Here is a 23,568-nt window from a genome sequence, read left to right as displayed (position 1 = left end):
CTACCTCTTCCCCGACTGGCGGCGTCCGACGAAAGTCATGGGCGCCGCCATTTTGTGTGTCGGTGCGGCCCGGCAAAGGATGACGATATGAGCGCGGTGTTGTTGGATCGGCGGGGCGTCTTGTCGGGCGCGGTGGCGCTTGCCGCGTTGGGGATCGGCCACCCCCTGGCGGCGGCGCTGGCGCAGGGGCGCTCGATCGTCGACGTGCGCGGCTTCGGGGCGAAGGGTGACGGTCGCGCGCTCGACAGCGTCGCGATCAATCGTGCGATCGACCATGCCGCGGCGCGCGGGGGCGGTACGGTGTGGATCCCGGCGGGCACCTATCGATCGTACAGCATCCGGTTGCGCAGCCACATCACGCTCCACCTCGATGCGGGCGCGGTGCTGCTCGCGGCCGATACGCCGATCGAGGGGATGGCGAGCGGCGGCTACGACCATGCGCCGGACCTGCCGTCCGACTATGCGGCCTATCAGGATCACGGCCACGGCCATTGGCGCAACGCGCTGATCTGGGGCGAGGGGCTTCAGGACATCGCGATCGAGGGGCCGGGCCTGATCTGGGGCAAGGGTCTGGGGCGCGGGCACGACTATGACGTCGGTCGGCCGATCTCCGGGCGGCCGGGCGTCGGCGACAAAGCGATCGCGCTGAAGCTGTGCCGCAACGTCACGCTGCGCGACTTCCGCGTGCTGGAGGGCGGCTGGTTCGCGCTGCTCGCCACCGGATGCGATAATATGACGATCGACAATCTGTTGATCGACACCAATCGCGACGGCCTCGACATCGATTGCTGCCGCAACGTCCATATCAGCCGCTGCACGGTCAATGCGCCGTGGGACGATGCGATCTGCCCCAAATCGTCGTTCGCGCTCGGCTATCCACGCTGGACGGAAAATCTGACGATCTCCGACTGCACCGTCAGCGGCAGCTATGCGATCGGCTCGGTGCTCGACGGCAGCTTCCGACCGTTTCCGCCCGCGCCCAAGAGCACGCACGGCCGCATCAAGCTGGGGACCGAATCGAACGGTGGGTTCCGCAACATCGCGATCAGCAATTGCAACTTCGACACCTGCCGCGGCATCGCGCTGGAAACGGTCGACGGCGCCCGGCTGGAGGATGTGGCGATCAGCAACGTGACGATGCGCGACGTCACCACGGCGCCGCTGTTCCTTCGCCTCGGTCGACGGCTGCGCGGTCCCGCCGGCATCGTGCCGGGAACGCTGAAGCGCGTGTCGATCGACAATATTGTCGTATCGGGCGCGGCGCCGATGCCCTCGATCATCGCCGGGATCGCCGGACATCCGGTCGAGGATATCCGCATCGCCAATGTCCTCGTCGAGCAGGTCGGCGGCGCCTCCGCTGCAGCCGCCGCGATCGATCCGCCCGCCAACGAGGCCGGCTATCCCGAACCCGACATGTTCGGTCCATTGCCGGCCACGGGGTTCTTCATCCGCCACGCCCGCAACATCGCCGTATCGCATGTCGAGATCCAGACGCGCGCGCCAGACGCTCGCCCGGCGTTCTGGATGCAGGACGTGGCTGGCTTCGACGCCGACGCGCTGCGCCTGCCCGCCGGGCGCAGCTTCCACCTCGACCGGGTGACCGGGTTCCGGTCCCGCGCCGTCGGTGGGCGGCCGGATCGCACGATCGCCGGCCCGATCACGACCGACTGGTGAGGCGTTAGCGATCCGCTCCATAGAGCGGACGCGCACGGTCGAACTGCACCTCGATGCGGTCGATCATGACGCCGGGGTCGAGCGGCGCGATCGTCATCTGGTGGCCGCCGGGAGCCAATCCTGCCAGCGGCACGGTCGCGACCGCGGTGTTGGTGAGGACGTTCGCGCGCCATTGATCGCTGCGCCCGCGGGTGGCGAGGTCGAGCGTCACCGCCGCGCCATCGTCGATCCGTACCGCGATCCGCAGCGCGCGGTCGGACGTGACGGGGTGCGTTGGCAGGCCGACGATGCGGACCACGGCATCGCCCGCGGTCCGCGTCGCGAAGCGCCAGCGCGCCGGCGCGATGCGCTGCCCTGCGGCGAGATCGAGCGGCGCACGCAGCGATCCGCCGAGACTGCCAAGCCCGGCGATCGCCTGCCACCCCCCGCGCTCCGCCGTTGCCATCGCCCCCAACGTGACGCGGCGGTCGCGCTCGACCGCGATGCCAGGTCCGGCGCCGGTCATCGCCGGCTGGGTCGCGACGTGGATCGTCACGGGCGCCCCGTCGCAGCGCAGCGTCAGTGTGCCGCCGGCGCCGCGCCCGTCATAGGCCACCGTCAGCCGCTGGGCATAGGCGCCCGCCGCGGTCAGTACGCCGGATGTCGCGCCGAGCGACAGCCCGGACGATGCCGCCTCCATCCGCCACGCCGCCTCGCCCGCGCGCTGGCCATAAAGGGTGACCGTTCGCGTGCCGGGCTGGCCGGCGGTGAAGGTCAGCGCATTCTCGTCGCCGATCCACTGCCCCCAGGCGGCGGTGCGGCAGCCACGCTCGGTGCCGATCGACCAGCGCGGCCACAGCGGCTCCTCGAACACCGGCAGCCGGCGCGGCGCCAGGTCCATCATCCCGCGCCACTTGCCGCCCGCCAGCGCATTGTAGGCGGCAGTGTCAGCGACCAACCTGGCGCGCGCGGCGTGGGCGCGATCGACGTCGACATTGGCACCGCCGCGACGCTGGCGGGCATGGAGCGCCGCGAGGTCGAGCGACAGTATCTGCGTGTTGAGGCCAGCCGCGCCGCGAACCGGATAGAGGACGAGCTCGAAGAAGGCGTCGCGTCGATCCGCGGGCATTCGCGCCGCCACCGCCTCTGCGCGTGCGGCAAGGTCGCGATAGGCAGCGATCCGCGCCTCGGCCTCCTCGCCATCGGCCTGGACATAGCCGCTCGGCTGGTTCGGCGTGACCCACTCGGTTTCGCCGAACCCCATGAACTCGGGCTTCCGCTCCCAGGCCAGATCGTAGGAGCGCATCATGATGTCGGCGATCTCGCCCGCATCGGCAGCGCCGAACTGTTCGGCCATGAAGCGCGTCAGATGCGCTTGGGGATCGGTGGCGAACAGCCGGTCGTCGAACGCCAGGTCGAGGAAATATTGCGTCAGATATTCGATCGGCTTGATATCGCCGACGTTGACGATCCACATCCGCCGCGCGTCGCTATCCCATGCGCGACCCATCTCCTCGCGGATCAGCTCGGGGTGGGTGGTGCCGAGCCACAGATAGTCGTGCGGCCGTCCCCAATAGGACAGGTGGTAATAGACGCCCGACCCGCCGGGCCGCCGCCGTTCGGCGTCCCCGGTCACGCGGCGAAGCCAGCCGTAATTGTCGTCGGTCCACATCAGCGTCACGTCACCCGGCACCTTCAGCCCGGCGTCATACGCTTCCTGCAATTCGTGATAGGCGACGAACACCTGGGGGATATCCGAGATCGGGCGGTTCAGTGTCCTGGCGAGGAGCGACTGCTGTTGCGCGAAGACGCGTTCGAGGATCGCCTGGCGCTCCGCGGTGGAGCCCGCGCCCTGCATTGGCCCGTCGTGCAGCCCGCGCAGGCCGAGCGTGTAGATGTCTTCCTGCCCGCGGGTCGCCGCGACGCGCTTCGCCCAGTAATCGACGATCGCCTGCGACCGACGAGTGAAATCGAACGCGCCGCGCACGCTTTCGTCCCATTCGCGCAGATTGTTGCGCATCATCGGTTCGGCGTGACTGGTGCCGACGACGATCGCGTATCGGTCCGCGAGCGGGGCGTTGCCGGGATCGGCATAGAAGGGGGTGGAGACGCTGTGCATCGCCGGCCACAACGTGTTCGCCTTCAGCCGCCACATCAGTTCGAACACGCGGGCGTAGGTGCGTGGACCGATGTTGCCTTTCGCGGGGTCGAACGTCTTGGCCGCCCAGGGCTGGAGCCCCCAATCCTCGTCGTTGAGGAAAATGCCGCGATACCGCACCGACGGCGCGCGCGAGACGATGGTCGCGTCGTCGATATCGACATGGGCGCGGCGTCGCGGCGTGACATCGGCCCACCAGCTCCAGGGCGACACGCCGATGGCGCGCGACAGGTCGGTGACGCCATAGACGGCGCCGCGCCGGTCCGACCCTGCGATCAGCAGCACGTTGCCGTTCCCGGTGCGCACGACCGCGCGGACATAGCGCTCCCACGCGCCCGCCAGCATCGACAGGTCGACACCGCCGGCGCGCGCCAGCGCCGCGACAGCGGGGGCGTCGTAGCGGCCGATCACGATGCAGGTGCCCCGGCATGCTGCGATCGTGTCCGTCCCGGAGACGACGATGGCGGGCTTCGCCGCGCCGACGCTGGCGAGATCGGCGGCGAGCAGGTCGGCGGCGATCCGCTCCGTCCCCGCCATGCCGTGGCTGTCGACGACGATCGTGGTGCGGTCGAGCGACAACGGTGCCGCCGCGGCGACGCCGGCGGTCGTCAACAGCCCGGTCATCAGCAGGACAGCACCGCGCATCGTCATCCCCTCCAGATTGGGTTTGCCACTTTCGTTGAAATGGCCGCATATGGTCATGCCACTTTGCCACACGCCGGTCGAGCTTTGGCAAGTCGTTAGGGAGAGAACATGTGAAGCCCAGCCTGCGTCGCTCCGGGTCGTTCGCGCTGGCCGCGGCATTGCTGCTGCCGGCCGGTCACACCGCCGCCCAGCAGCAAACGGGGCTGTCACGCTACGTCGATCCGCTGATTGGCACGGGTAACGACGATCAGGGCGATACGGTGCCCGGTCCGACCCGACCCGCCGGATCGATCCATCCCAGCCCGCAGACGCTGGTCGGCAGCAACGCCGGCTATGACAAGGCGGCGCCGATCAGCGGCTTCGCCCAGCTGCATACCCAGGGGTCGGGCGGACGCACCACCTATGGCACCTTCCTGATTTCGCCGCAGACCGGGGCGCCGGTGTTCGACGAGGCCACTCACCTGTCGCCCAAAGCCGACGAGCGGCTCGCGGCGGATGCCTATGGGGTGACGCTGACCCGCTACGGCATCCGCGCGGAGGTGACGCCGGCGCCGTTCGCCGCGCTGTATCGCTTCACCTATCCGTCGGGCGCGCCGGCGACGATGGTGTTCGACGTCACGCGCAAGATCCGCGGCGAACTGGCGAGCGCCGGCGCCGATGTCGCGATTGACCCATCCACCGGCCGGATCGCTGCGCGTGTCCGGGCGAAGACCTATTGGAACCCGGCAGAGGTGGACATCTGGATGGTCGCCCAGCTCGATCGCAAGCCCACCGCCTGGGGCATCCGCAGCGGGGCGAAGAACCTGCCGGGCGCGACCAGCGCCGCGACGCCCGCCGACACGCAGCTTGCCGCCTGGTGGCAGTTCGACGCCGGTGACAAGCCGGTCATGATGAAGGTCGCGGTGTCCTTCACCAGCGCGCAGCGCGCGGCCGAGTTGCTGGCGGAGGATATTCCCGGCTGGGATTTCGCCGCCGTCCGCCGCGACACGGCGGCGGCTTGGGACCGCGAGCTGTCGCGCGCGACGATCGACGGAGTGGGCGATGCGGACAAGCGGCGCTTCTATACCGCGCTCTATCACAGCGCCGTCCAGCCCCGCGATCGCACCCGCGACCAGCCGGTGCAGGATCGCGCGTCGCCGCACTGGGACGATTACTACACGCTCTGGGACACGTATCACACCGCGATCCCGCTGATGACGCTGCTGCGTCCCGACGCCTATCGCGGCAACGTCGCCTCGATCGTGCGGACGTTCGAACGCTACGGCGCGGCGCACACCGCGTTCATCGCCGGGCGCAACTATCACGTCGGCCAGGGCGGGGACGAGGTCGACAATGTCCTTGGCGAAGGCCTGATCCGCGGGGTGACCGGCATCGACTGGCCGCGCGCCGCTGCGGTATTGCTGCATAACGCGCTAGAGGAACGCCGGCCGCGCTATCTGATCGACGGATGGTTCGCGGTCGGCGATCGCAGCCCCGAACCCGACAACCAGCGGGCGAAATCGGGGTCTTCGACCCCCGCCTTCGCGCTCAACGATTTCTACGCCGGAAAGCTGGCGGCGGCGGCGGGGCAGGGCGATCTCGCGACGATGCTGGCGGCGCGGTCGCGCAATTGGCGCAACGTGTGGAATGCCGATGCGCAAAGCGACGGCTATCGCGGTTTCATCATGCCCCGTTATCCCGATGGCCGGTTCCAGGACATCGATCCGAAGCTCGGCTGGGACGGCAAGACGTACAACAACGTCGGCTTCTACGAAGGCACTGCCTGGGTCTATTCCTATACGATGCTCCACGACCTGCCGGCGATGGTCGAGGCGATGGGCGGACGCGACCGGTTCGTCGAACGGCTGCGCCATGCGCTCGACGCCAACCTCGTCGACATCACCAACGAACCGAGCTTCGCCACCCCCTGGCTGTTCAGCGACGTCGGCCGGCCCGATCTGGCAAGCTATTGGGCGGACCGGATATTTCGCCGCTTCACGCCCGACGCCTATCCCGGCGACGAGGATAATGGCGCGATGAGTTCGCACTATGTCTTCAACCGGCTCGGCCTGTTCCCCAAGCTGACCACCGACCTGTTCTATCTCCACGCGCCGCATCAACCTCTCGGCACAATCACGCCGCAGGGCGGCAAGCCCTTCCGCGTCGTCGCGCGCAACTGGGGGCCGGAGCGGATCTACATCGCCTCGGCGACGCTGAACGGTCGCCCGCTCACCACGCCGTTCCTGCGTCAGGCGGACATTGTGGCGGGCGGCGAGTTGCGGCTGGTGCTGTCGGACAAGCCGACCCGCTGGGCGATGGCCCGATAAGGATCGGCCGGGCGATTACGCCCGGCACCGTCACTGGACGATCGTCGCCTGCGCGGGCCGGGCGGCGCCGGCATGCATGCCGGCGCCCGCGAAGGGGGTCAGCGTGAAGGCGAAGCGCAGCGGCGCCAGCGGTATGCGATAGCGCGGCAACGGGCGGCCAGAGGCGTTCCATTGCGTATCGCCGCCGACGCCGGACTGGACGGCGTCGACCAACAGCGAGACGTGATCGCGCGGTACGATGTCGCTGCTCCGCCGCGTGCCCGGTGCGGCGCGCGCCAGGTCGTCGTAGGGGAACGCGAGCACGTTCATCGACAGGGGCTGCGCGCCGGTGACACGCAACCCCGGCGCCGCGCTGCCGGTCAGTTCCATCCAGCGGACGTCGACCTTGTTGCCGGTCTCCTGAGGGCGGATATAGTCATGGTTCTGCGCCGCAATCGCGCCGCGCCACAGGCCGATCGCGGCGCCGGTCTTGCGATCCGCGTAGCTTTCGTGGGGGCCGCGCCCATACCAGGCGACAGTGCGATACGCCTGCGGCATCGCATAGAGGAATCCGATGCGCAGCGGGTCGGGCAGGTCGCCGCGGCGCGGGGTGAAGTCGCCCTCGACCCGCACCACGCCCGCCGCATCCATGCGATATCGGGTAACGAATTCGACCGCGTCGTCGCCCATCGTCGCACGAACGGTGATGCCGGCACCGCGATCGCCCAGCCGCTCCACCTCTACAGCCTCGATGCGGCGCTGGCGCGACATCGTGTCCCAGATGCCATGCGTCTTGCCCGGCCCGGTGCCGATGTCATTGTCGGTCAGCGCCCGGTAGAAATGGGGCGTGCCCCCGCTCAGCACCGTTCGCCCCTGAACGCGATAAGCGGTCAGCTGGCCGCTCGCCCGGTCGATCGTCAGCGTCGCGGACGGCGTGGCCAAGGTGATGTCGCCGCCGCTGTCGCGAACCGCCACCGCACCCGTCGCCGGCGCGGGCAGCCGCTCGGCCGGCGACGACAGCGCGAACTGTTCCCAGCCAACGACCGCTCCGGCGGGGACCGATGGCACCGACCCGGGGCGGGCCAGGGCGCGGATCATCAACTGATAGTCGACGCCTGGCCGTCTTGGAATGCCCGCGACCGGCAGCCGGAATTCCTCGCGCGATCGGGCGGCGGCGGCCGGCATGGCAATCCGGCCATGGGCGATGCTCACGCCGTCGGCGGTCAGGCTCCAGTCGAAGGCGAAGCCCGACAGGTCGCGGAAATCATGCCGGTTGATGACGGCGAACCGTCCGGCGACCGCATCGATCGCGGCGAACTGGATCGGCGAATAGACCTTCTGCACCTCGAACAGATGGGGGTTGGGCGTGCGGTCGGGCTGGTTCAGGCCATCGCCGAACTCGATCTCGCCACCGGGATTGGCGCCGTAGCTGCTGCCGTCGCCCCAATAGCGCCGGCCATCCTTGGTGTAGCGATACATCGACTGGTCGACCCAGTCCCAGATGAACCCGCCCTGCAAGCGGTCGGGATGGGCATAGATGGCGTTCCAGTAATCGATCAGATTGCCGCCCGAATTGCCCTGCATGTGCGCATATTCGCACTGGATCATCGGCTGGGCGAATTCGCGGTGCTGCGCGTAATCGACCATCTTGTCGATGCCGTCGTACATCGGCGCATAGATGTCGACGAAGCGATTGGGGCGATGATCCTCAAGCTGCGTCCAACCCAGGAACGACAGCAGCCGCGTCGGGTCCAGCCGGCGCGCCTCCGCCGCTGCCGCTTCGAAATTGGGGCCGTTGCCTGATTCATTCCCCAGCGACCAGAAGATGATCGAGGGATGGTTGCGATCGCGCCGCACCATGTTGGCGACCCGCGCCACCTGTGCCGCCCGCCAAGCGGGGTCGTAACCGATCTCGATCTTGCTGCGATCGATCCCGGTTTGGCGCGCGTTGATGAGATAGCCGTGGCTCTCGATGTTCGCCTCGTCCATCACGTAGAGGCCGTATTCGTCGGCGAGGTCGTACAATCGTTCGTCGTTGGGATAGTGTGACGTGCGCAGCGCGTTGATATTGTTGCGCTTCATCAGCTCGATGTCGCGCCGCATCGATGCTTCGGAGATGACGTGGAACGTCTGCGGATCATGCTCGTGGCGGTTGACGCCGCGGATCGTGATTGGCCGGCCGTTGACGGTGACCAGGCCATTGCGGATCGCGACCGTGCGAAATCCGATCCGCTGCATCGACGCCTGTACGATGCGGCCGGTGGGGTCGCGCAGTTCGATCAGCAGGCGGTAGAGGTCGGGCGTCTCGGCGGTCCAGGCTTTCACCGCGGGAACGGTCGCGGTCAGCTGCGGCGTGCCTTCCAGCACCGGTAGGTCGCGGGTCAGCACGGCACGGGTGCCGTCGAACAGCGTCGCGCGTACCGTCATCCCGCGGGCCGCCGCGCTCGTCGTCATGCCGACGTCGAGCGTGCCATTGCGATATTGCGCATCCAGCCCGGCGCGCACGACGATGTCGTCGATCCGCGCCGCCGGTGCGGCGATCAGATAGACCGAGCGTTCGATCCCCGAGACGCGCCAGAAATCCTGATCCTCCAGATAGCTGCCGTCCGACCAGCGAAACACCTGGATCGCCACGCTATTGCGCCCCGGACGCAGGAAGCGGGTGACGTCGAATTCGCTCGGCAGCTTCGAATCCTCGGCATAGCCGACCTTCTGGCCATTGACCCAGACGTCATAGGCGGAGCCGGCGGCGCCGATGTGGAGGATCACGTCCGATCCCTGCCACCCTGCCGGGATGGTGAAATCGCGCCGGTATGATCCGACCGGATTCGTCGCGTGCGGGATCAGCGGCCGGTTGGCGCGAAACGGGTAGGTGATGTTGTTGTAGCGCGGCTGGTCGAACCCCTCCGCCTGCCAATCTGCCGGCACCGTGATGCTCTGCCAGCCCGACACGTCGTACTCGGGGCGTTCGAACCCGATCGGCCGCCGATCGGCGTCGGGCGACAGGTTGAACTTCCAGCGGCCATCGAGCGACAGGAAGCGGGTCGATTTGGCTCGATCCCCAGCAAGCGCGGCGGTGGTGCTCTCGAACGGAAAGACGGGCGCGTGAGCCGGCATCCTGCCGCGCTCGAACACCGCCGGGTTCTCCCAATCGGGTCGCGTGGGATCGACCTGGACAGGCTGCACCTGGGGCAGGCCATCCTGCCCCGTAGCGACACCGGATGCGGCGGCGGCCAGCATGCCGGCGCCGATCGCCCCCGCAGCAACGCCGACGCGCGCCCGTCGATACCCTGGCATCACCTTCATCGCCGACCCGCTCCCGTTTTTCCCGTGCTGGATAAACGCCATCAGGCCAATTGGCCAGCCAACCCAATGGCCCCTCAATCCGCTTCGCGTGGGGCAGGTGGACGGCATGCGGCGAGCGCCGTCACCAAATCGTCGTCGCCGCGTCACGGCTCCGTCTCGCGCGCGTCGCGCAGCCTTAACACGCGTCGGTCAGGGCGCTCCCGACCGGCCGAAAGGGCTATTGGGGGAATAAAAGCATGACCTATCGGACCTGGCTGCTGAGCGCGGCGTCGATCATTCTCGTCGCCAGTGCTGCGGACGCGCAGACGATATCGGATCAGGCGCAAGACACGGCCGTGTCGAGTGGCGATGCGGCCGCGCCTGATGCAGCGGGCGATGTCGTCGTGCTCGGCTTCGGCCAGACGCGGCAGGTGCAGACCGTGTCGGCGATAGACATGGAGCGGCTGACTCCCGGCACCTCGCCGCTGAAGGCGATTGCGAAGCTGCCCGGCGTCAATTTCCAGTCGGCGGACGCGTTCGGCGCCTATGAATGGTCGACGCGGATCTCGCTGCGCGGGTTCAACCAGAACCAGCTCGGCTTCACGCTCGACGGCGTGCCGCTGGGCGACATGAGCTACGGCAACGTCAACGGCCTTCACATCAGCCGCGCGGTGATCTCGGAGAATTTGGCGTCGACCACCGTGGCGCAGGGCGCCGGCGCGCTGGCGACGGCATCGACGAGCAACCTGGGCGGGACGATCCAGTTCGTCAGCCGCAAGCCATCGGACGAGGCCGATCTGGCAGCATCGGGTACCTACGGTAGCAACGATACGATCCGCGCCTTCGTCCGCGCCGACAGCGGCGATCTGGGTGGCGGGCTGAAGGGCTATCTGTCCTATGGGCATCTTACCACCGACAAGTGGAAGGGCTTCGGGTCGCAACGCCAGCATCAGGCGAACGCCAAGCTGGTGAAGGACTTCGGCGACCGCGGCAGCATCACCGCTTTCGTCGACTTCTCCGACCGGCGCGAGAATGATTACCAGGACCTGAGCTACGACATCATCGCACGCCGCGGGCTGCGCTCCGACAATATCTCCGACAACTACCCGCTCGCGCTGCAGATCGCGAAGGTCTACCAGAACCAGGCCGCGCGTAGCGCCTTTGCTGCGGCCAACAACGGCTCGACGACGGGGTTCGTCGCGCCGTGGACGGGGGCAGGCTTTGCCTTTCCGTCGGGTTTCGGCACCGTCGACGACGCCTATTACGATGCGGCGGGCCTGCGCCGCGACTGGCTGGGTGGCGTGACGTTCGACGCGAAGCTGACGCCGGTGCTGTCGGTCGTGTCGACCAGCTATTACCATCACAACAAGGGGCAGGGTTCGTGGATCACGCCCTATTCGCCCACACCGGCCGGCGCGCTCGGGCCGGACGGCACGGCGCTGGCGGTGTCGTCGACGTCGACCGCCGGGCTCGCGTCGCCGCTCGGCTATCGCACCACCGAATATAGCATCGACCGCGCTGGCAACCTGACCCGGCTGGCGATCGACACCGGCGCCAACCGGCTGGAGATCGGCGGCTGGTACGAGAGCAACACGTTCAACCAAGCGCGTCGCTTCTATGGCATGAACGACGGCGCGACGGCCAATCGCCGCGCGCTCGATTTCCAGAGCAACGCCTATCGTACCCAGTTCGACGGCAAGTACGATACCGAGACGCTGCAGTATTTCGTCGCCGACACGCTCGACCTGGGTGCCCTGACGCTGAACGGCGGATGGAAGGGGATGCGCGTGCGCAACCAGGCGACGCTGCGCACCGGATCGCTGGTGGCGGGCCGGATCGAGGCGCGCGACTGGTTCCTGCCGCAGGTCGGCGTGCTGTTCCGGCTGGGCGGCGGCGCCGAGCTGTTCGCGAGCTATACCGCAAATATGCGGGCCTTCGTATCGTCGGCGACCTCGGGTCCGTTCGCGACGACGCAGGCGGGCTTCAACGCGATCCGCTTGACGCTGAAGCCCGAACGGTCGAAGACGGCGGAGGGCGGCATCCGCCTGCGCTCGAACGGGCTTCAGCTGTCGGCAGCGGGCTATTATGTCGACTTCTCCAACCGGCTGCTCAGCTTTTCGAACGGCGCGGGGATCATCGGCAATCCGCCGACGCTCAATAACGTCGGCGGCGTGCGCAGCTATGGCGCGGAGCTTGCCGCCACCTATCGCGTCGCCCAGCCGCTGACGCTGTTCGGCAGCTATTCCTACACGAAGGCGACCTATCGCGACGACGTGCGCAGCGCGGCGGGTGTGCTGCTCCAGCCCACCAAGGGCAAGACGATCGTCGACACGCCCGAGCATATGGCGAAGGGTGAGGTGGTGTACGACGACGGCCGGCTCTTCGCGCGCGCCGGTGGCGATTATATGTCGAAGCGCTATTTCACCTATCTGAACGATCAGTCGGTCGCCGGCCGCGTACTGGTCGATGCCAGCATCGGCTATCGCCTGAAGAATGTCGGCGGCATCCTGGAAGGGCTGGCGATCGAGGGGAGCGTGACCAACCTGAACGACCGCAAATACGTCTCCACGATCGGTACTAACGGTTATACCGCGAGCGGCGACAACCAGACGCTGCTTGCCGGCGCACCGCGCCAGTGGTTCGTCACGCTGCGGCGCGGCTTCTGATGCGCGCGCTGGCGGCGGCCTTCGCGCTGGCGATGCTGGCGGCGCCGGCGGCGGCGTCGCCGGTGCTGCTGATCTCGCTCGACGGCCTTCGTCCCGGCGATATCGCCGAGGCGAAGGCCCGGGGGCTCAAGCTGCCGGCACTGACCGCGCTCCGCGACGAGGGCGCGGCGGCGCGGGGCGTGATCGGCGTGCTGCCGACGCTGACCTATCCCAGCCACACCACGCTGGTTACCGGGGTGGCACCGGCCAGGCACGGGGTCGTCAACAACCTGACGTTCGATCCCGAGCAGAAGAACCAGTCCGGTTGGTATTGGTATGCCGCCGACGTGCGTGTGCCGACATTGTGGCAGGCGGCGCATGCCGCCGGGCTGAGGACCGCCAACGTCCATTGGCCGGTCAGCGTCGGCGCGGCGGGGATCGACGCCAACCTGCCGCAGATATGGCGCACCGGCACCGATGACGACGCCAAGCTGCTGACCGCGCTGGCAACGCCGGGGCTGGTCGCCCGGCTCGAGCGCCAGGTCGGCCGGCGTTACCCGCAGGGGATCGACGAGACGGTCGAGGGGGATGCCGGGCGCGTCGCCTTCGCCGAAGCGCTGCTGGCGGAAAAGCCGCAGTTCATGACGGTCTATCTTGCCGGGATCGACCATGCCGAACATCAGGCGGGTCCGGGGTCGCTCGTCGCCAAGGCGGCGATCGAGGCGAGCGACGCGCTGGTCGGGCGGCTGGTGCGCGCGGCGCGGGCAGCGATGCCCGACGTCACCGTCGTCGTCATCTCCGATCACGGCTTCTTGCCGATCGACACCGACATCAACCTGTTCCGTCCGTTCATCGACGCCGGCCTCATCACGCTCGACGCGAAGTCGCAGGTGGCCGGCTGGGACGCGATGCCGTGGCTGGCCGGCGGCACGGCGGCGATCCGGCTGGCCCGGCCCGATGATCCGGCGCTGATCGCCAAGGTGCGCGGCGTGCTCGCGACGATGGCGGCGGACCCCGCCTATCGAATCGCGCGCATCCTCGATCGCAGCGAGATCGCGAAGGCCGGGGGCGGCGATGCCGGCTTCGTCGTGGCGCTGAAGCCCGGCAGCGAGACGGGCAGGGACCCGGCCGCTCCCATCGCCCGGCCGTCTGTCTACAAGGGGATGCACGGCTATGTGCCGTGGGAGCCGGCAATGCGGTCGACGCTCATCGTGGCGGGGCCGGGCATCCCGCGCCACGGCGATCTCGGCGTGGTCGACATGCGGGGGATCGCGCCCGCGATCGCGCGCCGGCTGGGCGCGACGCTGGCGGGGGCGGAGGCACCTCCCGCCTTCTGACGACGAAAGCGCTTGACCCTGACGCTGCGTCATAGCCGATAGCCCCGTCCCACGATGAGGGAGCGGTGATGCGGACGGTGCGGCAGGTGGCGCGGGCGGCGGGGGTGAGCGTGAGGACGCTTCACCATTACGATGCGCTCGGGCTGCTGGTGCCGGCGCATGTCGGCGACAACGGCTATCGCTATTACGGGCGAGCGGAGCTGCTGCGGTTGCAGCAGATCCTGTTCTATCGCGAGCTCGGCCTGCCGCTGGCACGGATCGGGGCGGTGCTCGACGATCCGGAGTTCGACACGCTGGCGGCGCTGCGCGGGCATCGCGTCGCGCTGGCCGAGCGGGTCGAGCGATACCGCGACCTCATCCTCACCATCGATCGCACGATCGATTCGCTGGAAAGGGACGAGATGATGGACGACCAGGATCTGTACGCAGGGATCGCGCCGGAGACGAAGGCGCGATGGAACCGTGAGGCGCGCGAGCGCTGGGGCGATGGGGCGGTCGACGCGGCGGCAAAGCGGCTTGCCACCGACCCAGCGCCCTCGACCTTGAAGGACGAGATGGCGGCGAACCGGCGCGCGTTCGCCACGCTGGCGGGGAAGGGGGCCGATCCGGCCTCCGCCGAGGCACAGGACGTGGCGCGGGCGCATTACCGCTGGGTGTGTCGCAGCTGGACGCCGGATGCAGGCGCCTTTGCTGCACTGGGGCGGATGATGGTGGACGATCCCGGGTTCCGCGCGACCTATAACGAGGGACCCGAGGGCGCGCCGGGGACGGCGGCGTTCATGGCGGAGGCGATGCGCGTGTTCGCTGAGCGGGAGCTGTAGCCACATGCCCACCCCGGGGAAGGCCGGGGCCCAGTTGAGCACTTCCCTCTCCGACTGAAAACAGCGCACCTGGGCCCCGGCCTTCGCCGGGGTAAAGCTGGATCACACGAAGCCCAGGTTCCAGCTCGACGGATTGTAGTTGCCGATGTTGGGGAGCACCGTCGCGAGGTCGCCGGTGCCGACGCCGAACCAACTCGCCAGCGTCGCGGCATATTGATCGACCGACGTCGTCGGCAACAGGCGTCCCTGGCCGACGTCGTCGGCGGTGTTGTTGCCGACCGCCGGCGGGGCGCCATAGAGGCGCTTGCCCTGTACCGCGCCGCCGACCGCGAAGTGCATCGAGCCCCAGCCGTGGTCGGAGCCGTCGTCGTTCGACAGCAGCGTACGGCCGAAATCGGAGGCGGTGAAGCTCGTCACCTTGTCGGCGACGCCGAGTTGGACAGTGGTGTCGTAGAACGCCTTCATCGCATCCGACACGCGTTGCATCAGCCCGGGATGCTGCGCGACGAGATTGTCGTGCAGGTCGAAACCGCCCAGGCTCACGAAGAAGACCTGCCGCTTGGCGCCCAGCTCCTGCGACACCGAGATCATCCGCGCGACGATCTTCAGCTGGTCGGCAAGGCCGTTGCCCGACGGGAACAGCGTGAAATTGGACGCAGGCGCGTTGTTCAGCGCCGAGGACACCTGCGCATAGGTGTCGAGCGCGCGCTTCGACACGCGGGCGTGTTCGTTGGCGAGGATGTTGGCGTTGCTGCCGGTCATCAGGCTCTTGAGCGTCGCCATCGCGGTCTGCGAGGAATAGAGCGTCGAGGAATTGTTGATGAGCGCGATCGGCCCGCCGGTGCCGATCGAATATTGCACCGCAGCCTTGCCGGTCAGATAGACCGCATTGCCGCTGGCGTTGATGCACGTCAGCGTCGACGAGCCGTTGCCCGACTGGAACAGGTCGCCGATCCGGCCGCCCCAGCCCGACGTCGCGCCCTCCGGGTTGGAGGCCATGAAATAGCTTTGCTGATCGTTGTGGCTGAACAGCTTGGGCGGAAGTTTGACCGAATTGGCCAGATACTGCGCCTTCGTCGTCGGCTGGACGAGCGTGCCGACGTTGAGGATCACCGCCGCCTTGCCGGCATCGAACAGCGTCTTCATCGAACCCATCGTCGGCGCCAGTGCATATTGGCGGCCGCCGAGCGAGTTGCTGGGCGTCAGCGCCGTCGCGGCGAGCGCGTCGCGCTGATGGGCGATGTTGGCGCGGGCGGCGAGATACTGGGAATAGCTGGCGCTGTCGTAGGGCGTCAGCGTGTTGGCATAGTCCATGCCGCCGTAGAGGAAGACGCAAACCAGCGCCTTGTAGTCGCTGGCGGTAGCCGCCGCCGCCTCGCCGATCGCCGCAAGGCTGGTGACGAAGGGCGTTGCGACGCCGGCAAGGCCCAGCTCGGCCGAGCGGCGCAGGAAGGCGCGGCGCGACTGGTCGTGGATGAAGTCGCTCATGTCAGCGCACCGTCAGGTATTCGGGGGAGGCAAGCGTCAGAAGGATCGCGATGCCGACGCGGTTGATCAGACCGTTGGTCGCAGTTACGGCCACGCTGTCGACCGAGGTCTTGATCGCGGCGAGCGTCGTCGACGACAGTTGACCCGCGGCGAGCACGAGGTTGACCTCGTCGACCAATGCTTGGCTGTCCGATGCCTTGGTCAGGATCGCGGCATAGTCCGCCTTCACGTCGCCGGTGCCGTTGGCAACCAGCCCCTGCATGTAGTTGACGTAGCCGACCACCGACTGTTCGTTGGTGATCTGGAACTCCGGCGCGACCAGCCCGGCGCTCGCGATCGCGGTGGCGGGCGGGTTATAGCCGGGGCGGAAGAAGTTGAAGACGGTCGGGCTGCGGCCCATCGACTGGCCGAGCCTGTTCGACTGGCTCGACGTGTCGCCGATCGCCCAGGCGTTCGAGGGCGAGGTAACGCCGAATGCGCGTGCCCAGCCGGTGAGGCGCATGACGGGCTCGCGCAGCTTGCCGGCGTTGGCGGCGGTCAGCGCTGCGCTGCTGCGCGCCTCGGTATCGAGCAGGATCGCCTTGATAACCGCCTTCATGTCGCCGCGCGCGCCCTGGCCATTGTCATTGAAGGCGGCGGCGACGCGCGAGACATAGCCGGTTGACGGATTGCTGGTGACGAGACGCTGGATCAGCTGCTTCGAGACGAAGGGCGCGATGTTGGGGTGGGCGAAGATCGCGTCGAGCGCGCTCTTCACCGCCGCGGTGCCGCCGCCCGACACGGTGGTGCCGAGGAAACTGGCGCTGCCCGTCTCGTTGATCGAGGCGTTCATGATCAGCGGCTGGCGATAGCGATCGGGCTTGCTCGAATCGGTGGTCGCGAGGCTGAGGCCGGTGAAGACGCGGGCGAGGCCGGAAACGTCGGCGAGCGTATAGGTTTCGGCCGGCTGACCGTTCGCCGCCATCTTGACGGTGCCGTCCTGGTTCAGCTGATAGAGGCCGAGACTGAACAGCTGCATCAGCTCGCGGGCGTAATTCTCGTCGGGCTGAGCACCGGTGGTGGCGTTCGCCTTGCGATTGCCGAGGAACGTCAGGAACGATCCCATCGCGGCGTTGTAGGTGATGCCGTCGAGGATCGCGCGATAGTTCCCGAAGGCGTTGTCGAGCAGCACGTCGACATAGGCCGCCATCGCGAACTGCTTCCAGTTCAGGTTCACGCCGCCGATACCGACGACGAGCATGTCGAGCAGCGCCATGCCGACACGCTGGCGCAGCTGATCGGGCTCGACGATCAGCTGGCGCCACATCGTCGGGTCGAACCCGGTTTCGCTGTTGACGTTGGCGGCGACGTTATAGCCGTTGGCGTTCAGCCAGTCCCAATGGCTTGTCGCACGCGGCATCGCGAACTGTGCGTCGATCCACGTCGAATAGCCCTTGGCGACGACGTCGTCGATCATCGTCCGCGTCGCGCCCATCGTCGACTGGGCGAGAAAGCGGCTCGCCTCCGTCGCGGTCGGCATGACCGGGGCGACGACGACCGGAGCCGACGCCGCCGGCGCGGCGGTCGTGCCACCGCCGTCACTGCCGCCGCACGCGGCCAGCAGCAGTGCGGGCAGCACCGCGACGCCGGGTGACGCCGTCGGAATCGCGTTGAATCGTTTGTCGTCGGCGACCTCCGCCGCAGCTTCGCCGACCATCGTCGGCGCGTCGTCGTCGAGCATGTCGTTCGAGCCCCCCGGCTCTCCAGCGAAGCATCATGACTTCGCTCCCACGGTGCCGGAATATCACGGCAAGCCTATGAACAACATTGGTTAACGAATTCACTTCGACGTGCGTAAGCCACCACTTGGCAAAAAGAAAACCGGGGCTCCGCTGATGCGGAACCCCGGCTTGCAAGGTGGTTCGGATCGGCTCAGTTGGCCTTGGGCAGCACCACGCTCGGCCCGATCGTGTCGACGACGCGGCGGGCGTCGAACGCGCGCAGGTTGTCGCGCGGGATCGGTCCCTTACGCATGATGATCTCGGCATTCGCCTCGAACCGGTCGATGGTGCGGATGTCGAAATCGTTACCCCAGGGGCCGAAGCCGCCGCCGAACCACGGGTCCCAACTGCGCCAGCCGTAGCCGCGACCGAAATAGCGCCACGACGGACCCCAATAGCCGCCGAACCCGCCATAGCCCCACGGGCCGCCAAGGCCCGGCGTCGAATAGGTGCGCGTCTGACGATCGGTATCGCGGTTGGCCATGACGAAATAGTCATAGCCCTGCTGCAGAGTCAGTTCGGCAGCACGGAAGAACAGGTAGCGCTCCACGGTATCGCGCGAGGTGACGCTGTTACCCTGGAAGCTGACCAGGAAGCGATCGGGCTCGATCTGCCGCTCGCTGTAGCCGGTGCGATAGAAGCCCTGGCCCGTCGCCGGACGATAGGCGGTTTCGGTGGCGCAGCCTGCGACCAGCAAGGTGCTGGCGGCCAACGCCGTGAGGATGGCGGTACGACCTAGTTGAAGCATTACTCGTCTCCAGTCGCCGCTGCGGCGGCGAGCCGTCAGGTGATATCTCCCGGATCAGGAACGATCGATGAACGACTTGGCTCCGTCCCGCAACGCTTCATCGACGATCCCAACCCTTCATTCGCCGACGACGTGCAGGGCCAAGGTTCGGCGGTGGGGCGCGCGGCGATGCTCGAACAGATAGATGCCCTGCCACGTCCCCAGCACCGCTGCGCCGCTGACGACCGGAATCGAAAGGCTTACGTTCGTCAGCGCGCTGCGGATGTGTGCCGGCATGTCGTCGAGCCCCTCGTCGTCATGCTCGTAGCCCGCATCCTCGCGAACCAACTCGGCGAAGAACCGCGCGAGATCGCGCTTCACCGCGGGCGCAGCATTTTCCTGGATCAGCAGCGAAGCGGAGGTGTGGCGGCAGAAGATCGTCAGCAGCCCCTGGGTGATTTGCTGAGCGGCAAGCCAGTCGACGATCGGACGCGTGACCTCAACCAGGCCGATGCCGCGGGTGTCGATGATGATGCTGTCACTGGCCTGTTTCATTCCGCCTCCCGTACGATGCGTTCAACGCGTCGTCGGGGACGGTGGCTCCCTGAGTAGGATTCGAACCTACGGCCGCTCGATTAACAGTCGAGAGCTCTACCGCTGAGCTATCAGGGAACAGCGCCGTGGGGGGGCTCTATAAAGACGCGTTTTGGGAGCGCAACCCCGAAATCACGCGATGAACTGCTCCATCGTGATCCGATCGTCGAGCGCGTGCTCCGGGTCGAACAGCAGTGTCAGCTCGCGGGCGCGGTCCATCGCCACTTCGACGCAGGCGACGTCGCGGATCTCGTGCTGGTCGGCGACGGCGGAGACGGGGCGCTTGCCGGCGTCGCGCGCGCGGATGGTGATGCGCGCCTTGTCGGGCAGGATCGCGCCACGCCAGCGCCGCGGGCGGAACGGGCTGATCGGGGTCAGCGCGAGCAGGTTGGAGCCGAGCGGCAGGATCGGGCCGTTGGCGGACAGATTATAGGCAGTCGAGCCCGCCGGCGTCGCCACCAGCACGCCGTCGCAGGCGAGTTCGGGCATGACGACGCGATCGTTGACCGTGATCTCGAGCTTCGCGGTTTGGCGGGTCTCGCGCAGAAGCGACACCTCGTTGATCGCGGGCAGGTGGTGATGGCGGCCATCGGTCGCGGTGATGGTGACGGCGAGCGGCGTCACCTTGAACGGCTTGACGTTGGCCAGCCGCTCGTCGAGCCCGTGGCGGCGCCACTCGTTCATCAGGAAGCCGACGGTGCCGAGGTTCATGCCGAACACCGGCACCGGCGGGGTTCGCCGGTCAAGCATCGCGTGCAGCGTCTGGAGCATGAAGCCGTCACCGCCGAGCGCGATGATGACGTCGGCCTCCGCCGGATCGACCCAATCCGCGGCATCGGCCAATTCGGCCGCCGCCGCCTGCGCCGGAGGGGTGGGCGAGGCGACCAGCGCCCGCCGCTCGTAACGGCTCATCCGCCGGTGACGCTCATGTGACGGGCGACCGCGGGGGCAGCGCCGGCCTCGATGCGGAAGTCATGGCGCGCGGGCTTGATCCTCAAGCCCTCGTCGATCGCGGCGTCGAGCGCGGGCACGCCGCCGGTGCGCAGCGCTGCCTTCAGGTCGACCTGATCGTCATGGCCTAGGCAGGCGTAGAGCTTGCCCTCGGTCGTCAGGCGCACCCGGTTGCAGCCGTCGCAGAAATTGGCGGTCAGCGGCGAGATCAGGCCGAGCCGGGTGTCGCTGTCGCCGACGCGCCAGTAGCGCGCCGGGCCGCCGCTGCGATGATCGTCGCGGTTCAGGGCGAAGCGAGTCGACAGATCGTCGAACACGCGGGTCAGCGGCACGAAGCGGTCGATGCGATCCTCGTCGATCGCGCCCAAGGGCATCGTCTCGATCAGCGAGAGGTCGAGCCCCTCGTCGACGCACCATTGCAGCATCGAGGGAATCTCGTCCTCGTTGAGGCCCTTCAGCGCGACCATGTTGATCTTGACGCGAAGCCCAGCCTCTTGGGCGGCGGTGATACCGTCGAGCACCTGCGCGACGTCGCCGTGGCGGGTGATGAAGCGGAACCGATCGGGGTCGCGGCTGTCAAAGCTGACGTTCAGGCGGCGGATGCCCGCGTCGTAGAGGGTATCGGCATGCTGGCGCAGCCGGGTGCCGTTGGTCGTCATCGTCAGTTCGTCGAGCCCGGCGCCGACGTGGCGGCCGAGCCGGCGGACCAGATCGCCGACGTCGCGCCGGACCAGCGGCTCACCGCCCGACAGGCGGATCTTGGTAACGCCGCGTGCGATGAAGCGCTCCGCGATCGTCGCGATCTCCTCGAGCGCCAGCACGGCGGCGCGGGGGAGGAAGGTCATCTGCTCCGCCATGCAATAGCGACAGCGCAGATCGCAGCGGTCGGTCACGGAGATGCGCAGATAGCGGATCGAACGACCATGCGCGTCGACCAGCGCGCGTGTCGGTGGCGGAAGGACGCTGGCCATGGAACGAGCTAAGCGCTTGCGAGCCGGCGGGCAAGGCCGTGGGCCCCGGCGCGGGACATATTGGACGATTGGCGGAGGGAGGGGCGGGGGCTAAAGCATGGGTGCATGGATTGCAGAACCAACGAGACCTTGTTCGCGATCCCCGCCGGGCCAACTCTGGTGACGGCGGCGCGTAACGATGGATGGCGTGTCGTCGCCGATCCGGGTGGCGCGGACGTCGTTGCCCGGTTCCTGGCGAGCGGCGCGTCGATCGTAGTGGTCGAGGGGGGCGAGGCTGCCGACATCGCCCCGCTCGGTGATGCCGTCCATGCCGCATCGGCTGCGCTGCTGGCGATCGGCGCGCCCGATGCCGCCGCGAGCTGCTATGACGCGGGCGCATCCCATTATCTGTCGACGCCCGCCGATGCCGTGGCGATGGCCACCGCACTTCGCTACGCCGCGCGCCATGTGCGCCGGATCAGGGGCGAGCGACGCGTGCTGCCGCCGGCCTGGATGGGCGACCGACCAGCGGAGGCGCTGGCGGATTGGATCGACGGGCGAGACGGGGACGTGACCGTGGCGCTGGTCGCGCTGTCGCGGCTCGATATCGTCAATGCCGCACACGGACGCCCCGGCGGCGACGTGCTGATCGCCGCGATCGCCGCCGAGATCGCCGGTATCGCCGAGCGGCTGTTCGGCGCAGACGCGTCGGTCGCGCGGGTCGGCGGCGCGGAGTTCGTCATGGCGATGGCGACCGGCGAGGCCCCCGCCGCCGCGGCGATCGGCCAGCTCGGCGAGGCGCTGGCGCGGCCGATCGTGATCGACGGCACGACCGCGGTGCTGGGCAGCCGGCTGGGCGTCGCCCGGCGCGAGGCGGAAGAGGCGGCCACGGCACTCCTGCGCCGCGCGGCCGACGCCCTGACGCTCGCCAAGACCAGCCAGGCCTCGACCATCCAGATCGCCGCCGCCGAACCGGTGCTGTCGGCGACGACGCTGGCGATCGACCTGCATCATGCGATCGACCGCGGCGAGATCGACGTGCTGTTCCAGCCGCAGGTCGAGATCGCGACCGGCCGGGTGACCGGCGCCGAGGCGCTGGCCCGGTGGGAGCATTCGACGCTGGGGCCGCTCGGTGCCGATGCGCTGTTCGCGGCGGCGGATCGCGCGGACTTGGGCGTGGCGCTGTCCGATCACATTCAGGAACTGGCGCTGGCGCGGGCGGCGGCCTGGCCGGTTGTGCTGCGGGACTTGCGCCTGTCGATCAACGTCACCGCAGTCGACGTGGCCCGGCCAGGCTTCGCCGGACTGCTGCTGGCGCGCATCGACGCGAGCGGCTGGCCGCGCGAGCGGCTGACGGTCGAGATCACCGAGACCGGGCTGATGCGCGACCTCGATCGGGCCGCGGCGCTGATCGAGCGACTGCGCGCGGGCGGATGCCGGGTTGCAATCGACGACTTCGGCACGGGCTATTCCAGCCTCGCCTATCTGAAATCGCTGCCGCTCGACTATCTGAAGATCGACCGCGCGCTGACCGGCGATATCGACGGCAGCGCGCGCGATCGGGTGATCGTGCGCGGGGTGATCGGCATGGCGCGAGCGCTGGGCATCGCGACGATCGCGGAAGGCGTCGAGACCGAGGCGCAGCGCGCGCTGCTCGCCGAGGACGGGTGCGATTACTACCAGGGTTTCCTGATGGCGCCGCCGGTCGACGAAGCGGGGCTGGTAGGGCTGATGGAGGGACGACGATGCGGATGATGATGGCGGCGGTCGCGTTGGTCGCGGCGGCTCCGGCTGCGGCGCAGGAGGATCCGCATGCGGCGATCATGGCGGCGATGGACGCCAGCGCATCGGGCTGGAATGCGGGCGACCTCGACCGCTTCATGAGCGTCTACGCGACCGACGCGATGTACGTGACGAGCAAGGGGCTGCTCAAGACGAAGGCCGCGATCGCAGAGCGTTACCGGCCCAGCTTCGCGAGCGGCGGCAACGCGCGCGGGAAGCTGAGTTTTCAGCTCCAAGCGTGGCGGACGATCAGCAACGTCCACCAACTGCTGGTCGCGCGCTGGACGCTGACGCCGGGCGGTGGGAAGGCGCCGGAAACGGGGATGACGACGCTGCTGTTCGAGCGGCGGAGCGAGGGGTGGCGGATCATTTCGGACCACAGCAGCTGAGGCGGCTCGCCTAGCGTCATTGCGAGCGTCAGCGATGCAATCCAGGATGTCCCGATCCGTCGCTGGGTTGCTTCGTTGGCGCTCGCAATGACGGGGGT

General features: G+C 68.1%; 15 protein-coding genes and 1 tRNA gene. 7 read left to right on the top strand and 9 right to left on the bottom strand.

The genetic code is table 11. The annotated features are described in order from the left end of the window. Window positions 1-87 precede the first annotated feature (87 nt). Window positions 88-1,674, top strand: coding sequence for a rhamnogalacturonidase (locus tag GGQ80_RS04825; RefSeq protein ID WP_183982750.1), 1,587 nt, complete (start codon window positions 88-90; stop codon window positions 1,672-1,674). Between the two features lie 4 nt (window positions 1,675-1,678). Here GGQ80_RS04825 and GGQ80_RS04820 read toward each other — a convergent pair whose 3' ends face one another. Beyond that, window positions 1,679-4,456 (bottom strand): glycosyl hydrolase 115 family protein, encoded by a 2,778-nt coding sequence (locus GGQ80_RS04820; protein WP_183982749.1) that lies wholly within the window; start codon window positions 4,454-4,456, stop codon window positions 1,679-1,681. Window positions 4,457-4,566: 110 nt separating this feature from the next. Between GGQ80_RS04820 and GGQ80_RS04815 the strand changes: the two genes are divergently transcribed. Then, the gene (locus tag GGQ80_RS04815) at window positions 4,567-6,762 is read left to right on the top strand and encodes a GH92 family glycosyl hydrolase (RefSeq protein WP_343050850.1); all 2,196 of its coding nucleotides are present in this window, start codon (window positions 4,567-4,569) and stop codon (window positions 6,760-6,762) included. A 30-nt stretch (window positions 6,763-6,792) separates the two neighbouring features. On the opposite strand, the gene GGQ80_RS04810 is transcribed toward GGQ80_RS04815, so the two are convergent. Continuing rightward, window positions 6,793-10,047, bottom strand: a complete 3,255-nt coding sequence (locus GGQ80_RS04810) for a glycoside hydrolase family 2 TIM barrel-domain containing protein (protein WP_343050849.1) — start codon at window positions 10,045-10,047, stop codon at window positions 6,793-6,795. 236 nt (window positions 10,048-10,283) lie between these two features. Between GGQ80_RS04810 and GGQ80_RS04805 the strand changes: the two genes are divergently transcribed. The 3 genes from GGQ80_RS04805 to GGQ80_RS04795 all read left to right on the top strand — a co-directional run bounded on the left by GGQ80_RS04805 (window position 10,284) and on the right by GGQ80_RS04795 (window position 14,829). After that, entirely contained in the window at window positions 10,284-12,692 is a 2,409-nt protein-coding gene (locus GGQ80_RS04805; RefSeq protein WP_183982748.1) for a TonB-dependent receptor, read from the top strand. Next, entirely contained in the window at window positions 12,692-14,008 is a 1,317-nt protein-coding gene (locus GGQ80_RS04800; protein WP_183982747.1) for an alkaline phosphatase family protein, read from the top strand. The genes GGQ80_RS04805 and GGQ80_RS04800 overlap by 1 nt, the downstream gene beginning before the upstream one ends. 68 nt (window positions 14,009-14,076) lie before the next feature. After that, complete coding sequence (locus GGQ80_RS04795; protein WP_183982746.1) at window positions 14,077-14,829, top strand: MerR family transcriptional regulator; 753 nt, start codon at window positions 14,077-14,079, stop codon at window positions 14,827-14,829. Between the two features lie 102 nt (window positions 14,830-14,931). On the opposite strand, the gene GGQ80_RS04790 is transcribed toward GGQ80_RS04795, so the two are convergent. From GGQ80_RS04790 to moaA, 7 genes are all read right to left on the bottom strand, one after another. Further along, a complete protein-coding gene (locus GGQ80_RS04790; RefSeq protein WP_183982745.1) occupies window positions 14,932-16,317 on the bottom strand; it encodes a DUF1501 domain-containing protein in 1,386 nt (461 codons plus the stop codon). A 1-nt stretch (window position 16,318) separates the two neighbouring features. Beyond that, window positions 16,319-18,037, bottom strand: a complete 1,719-nt coding sequence (locus GGQ80_RS04785; RefSeq protein WP_183982744.1) for a DUF1800 domain-containing protein — start codon at window positions 18,035-18,037, stop codon at window positions 16,319-16,321. Between the two features lie 191 nt (window positions 18,038-18,228). Then, window positions 18,229-18,825 carry a CC0125/CC1285 family lipoprotein gene (locus GGQ80_RS04780; protein WP_183982743.1) on the bottom strand — a complete coding sequence of 199 codons (597 nt, stop codon included), beginning with the start codon at window positions 18,823-18,825 and terminating at the stop codon, window positions 18,229-18,231. 117 nt (window positions 18,826-18,942) lie between these two features. After that, window positions 18,943-19,359 carry a secondary thiamine-phosphate synthase enzyme YjbQ gene (locus tag GGQ80_RS04775; protein WP_183982742.1) on the bottom strand — a complete coding sequence of 139 codons (417 nt, stop codon included), beginning with the start codon at window positions 19,357-19,359 and terminating at the stop codon, window positions 18,943-18,945. A gap of 42 nt (window positions 19,360-19,401) precedes the next feature. After that, a tRNA-Asn gene (locus GGQ80_RS04770) sits at window positions 19,402-19,476 on the bottom strand. A 54-nt stretch (window positions 19,477-19,530) separates the two neighbouring features. Next, window positions 19,531-20,310 carry an NAD kinase gene (locus GGQ80_RS04765; protein ID WP_183982741.1) on the bottom strand — a complete coding sequence of 260 codons (780 nt, stop codon included), beginning with the start codon at window positions 20,308-20,310 and terminating at the stop codon, window positions 19,531-19,533. Further along, window positions 20,307-21,320 carry a GTP 3',8-cyclase MoaA gene (gene moaA, locus GGQ80_RS04760; protein ID WP_183982740.1) on the bottom strand — a complete coding sequence of 338 codons (1,014 nt, stop codon included), beginning with the start codon at window positions 21,318-21,320 and terminating at the stop codon, window positions 20,307-20,309. The genes GGQ80_RS04765 and moaA overlap by 4 nt, the downstream gene beginning before the upstream one ends. 105 nt (window positions 21,321-21,425) lie before the next feature. Between moaA and GGQ80_RS04755 the strand changes: the two genes are divergently transcribed. Then, window positions 21,426-23,054 carry an EAL domain-containing protein gene (locus GGQ80_RS04755; RefSeq protein WP_183982739.1) on the top strand — a complete coding sequence of 543 codons (1,629 nt, stop codon included), beginning with the start codon at window positions 21,426-21,428 and terminating at the stop codon, window positions 23,052-23,054. Continuing rightward, window positions 23,045-23,470 (top strand): YybH family protein, encoded by a 426-nt coding sequence (locus tag GGQ80_RS04750; protein ID WP_183982738.1) that lies wholly within the window; start codon window positions 23,045-23,047, stop codon window positions 23,468-23,470. The genes GGQ80_RS04755 and GGQ80_RS04750 overlap by 10 nt, the downstream gene beginning before the upstream one ends. The last annotated feature ends 98 nt before the right edge of the window (window positions 23,471-23,568 follow it).

Origin of the sequence: Sphingomonas jinjuensis (genome assembly GCF_014197105.1) — a bacterium.
GTDB classification, from domain to species: Bacteria; Pseudomonadota; Alphaproteobacteria; order Sphingomonadales; family Sphingomonadaceae; genus Sphingomonas; species Sphingomonas jinjuensis.
Note: the sequence above shows the minus strand (reverse complement) of the source record. Positions and strands in the feature narration are given on the sequence as shown.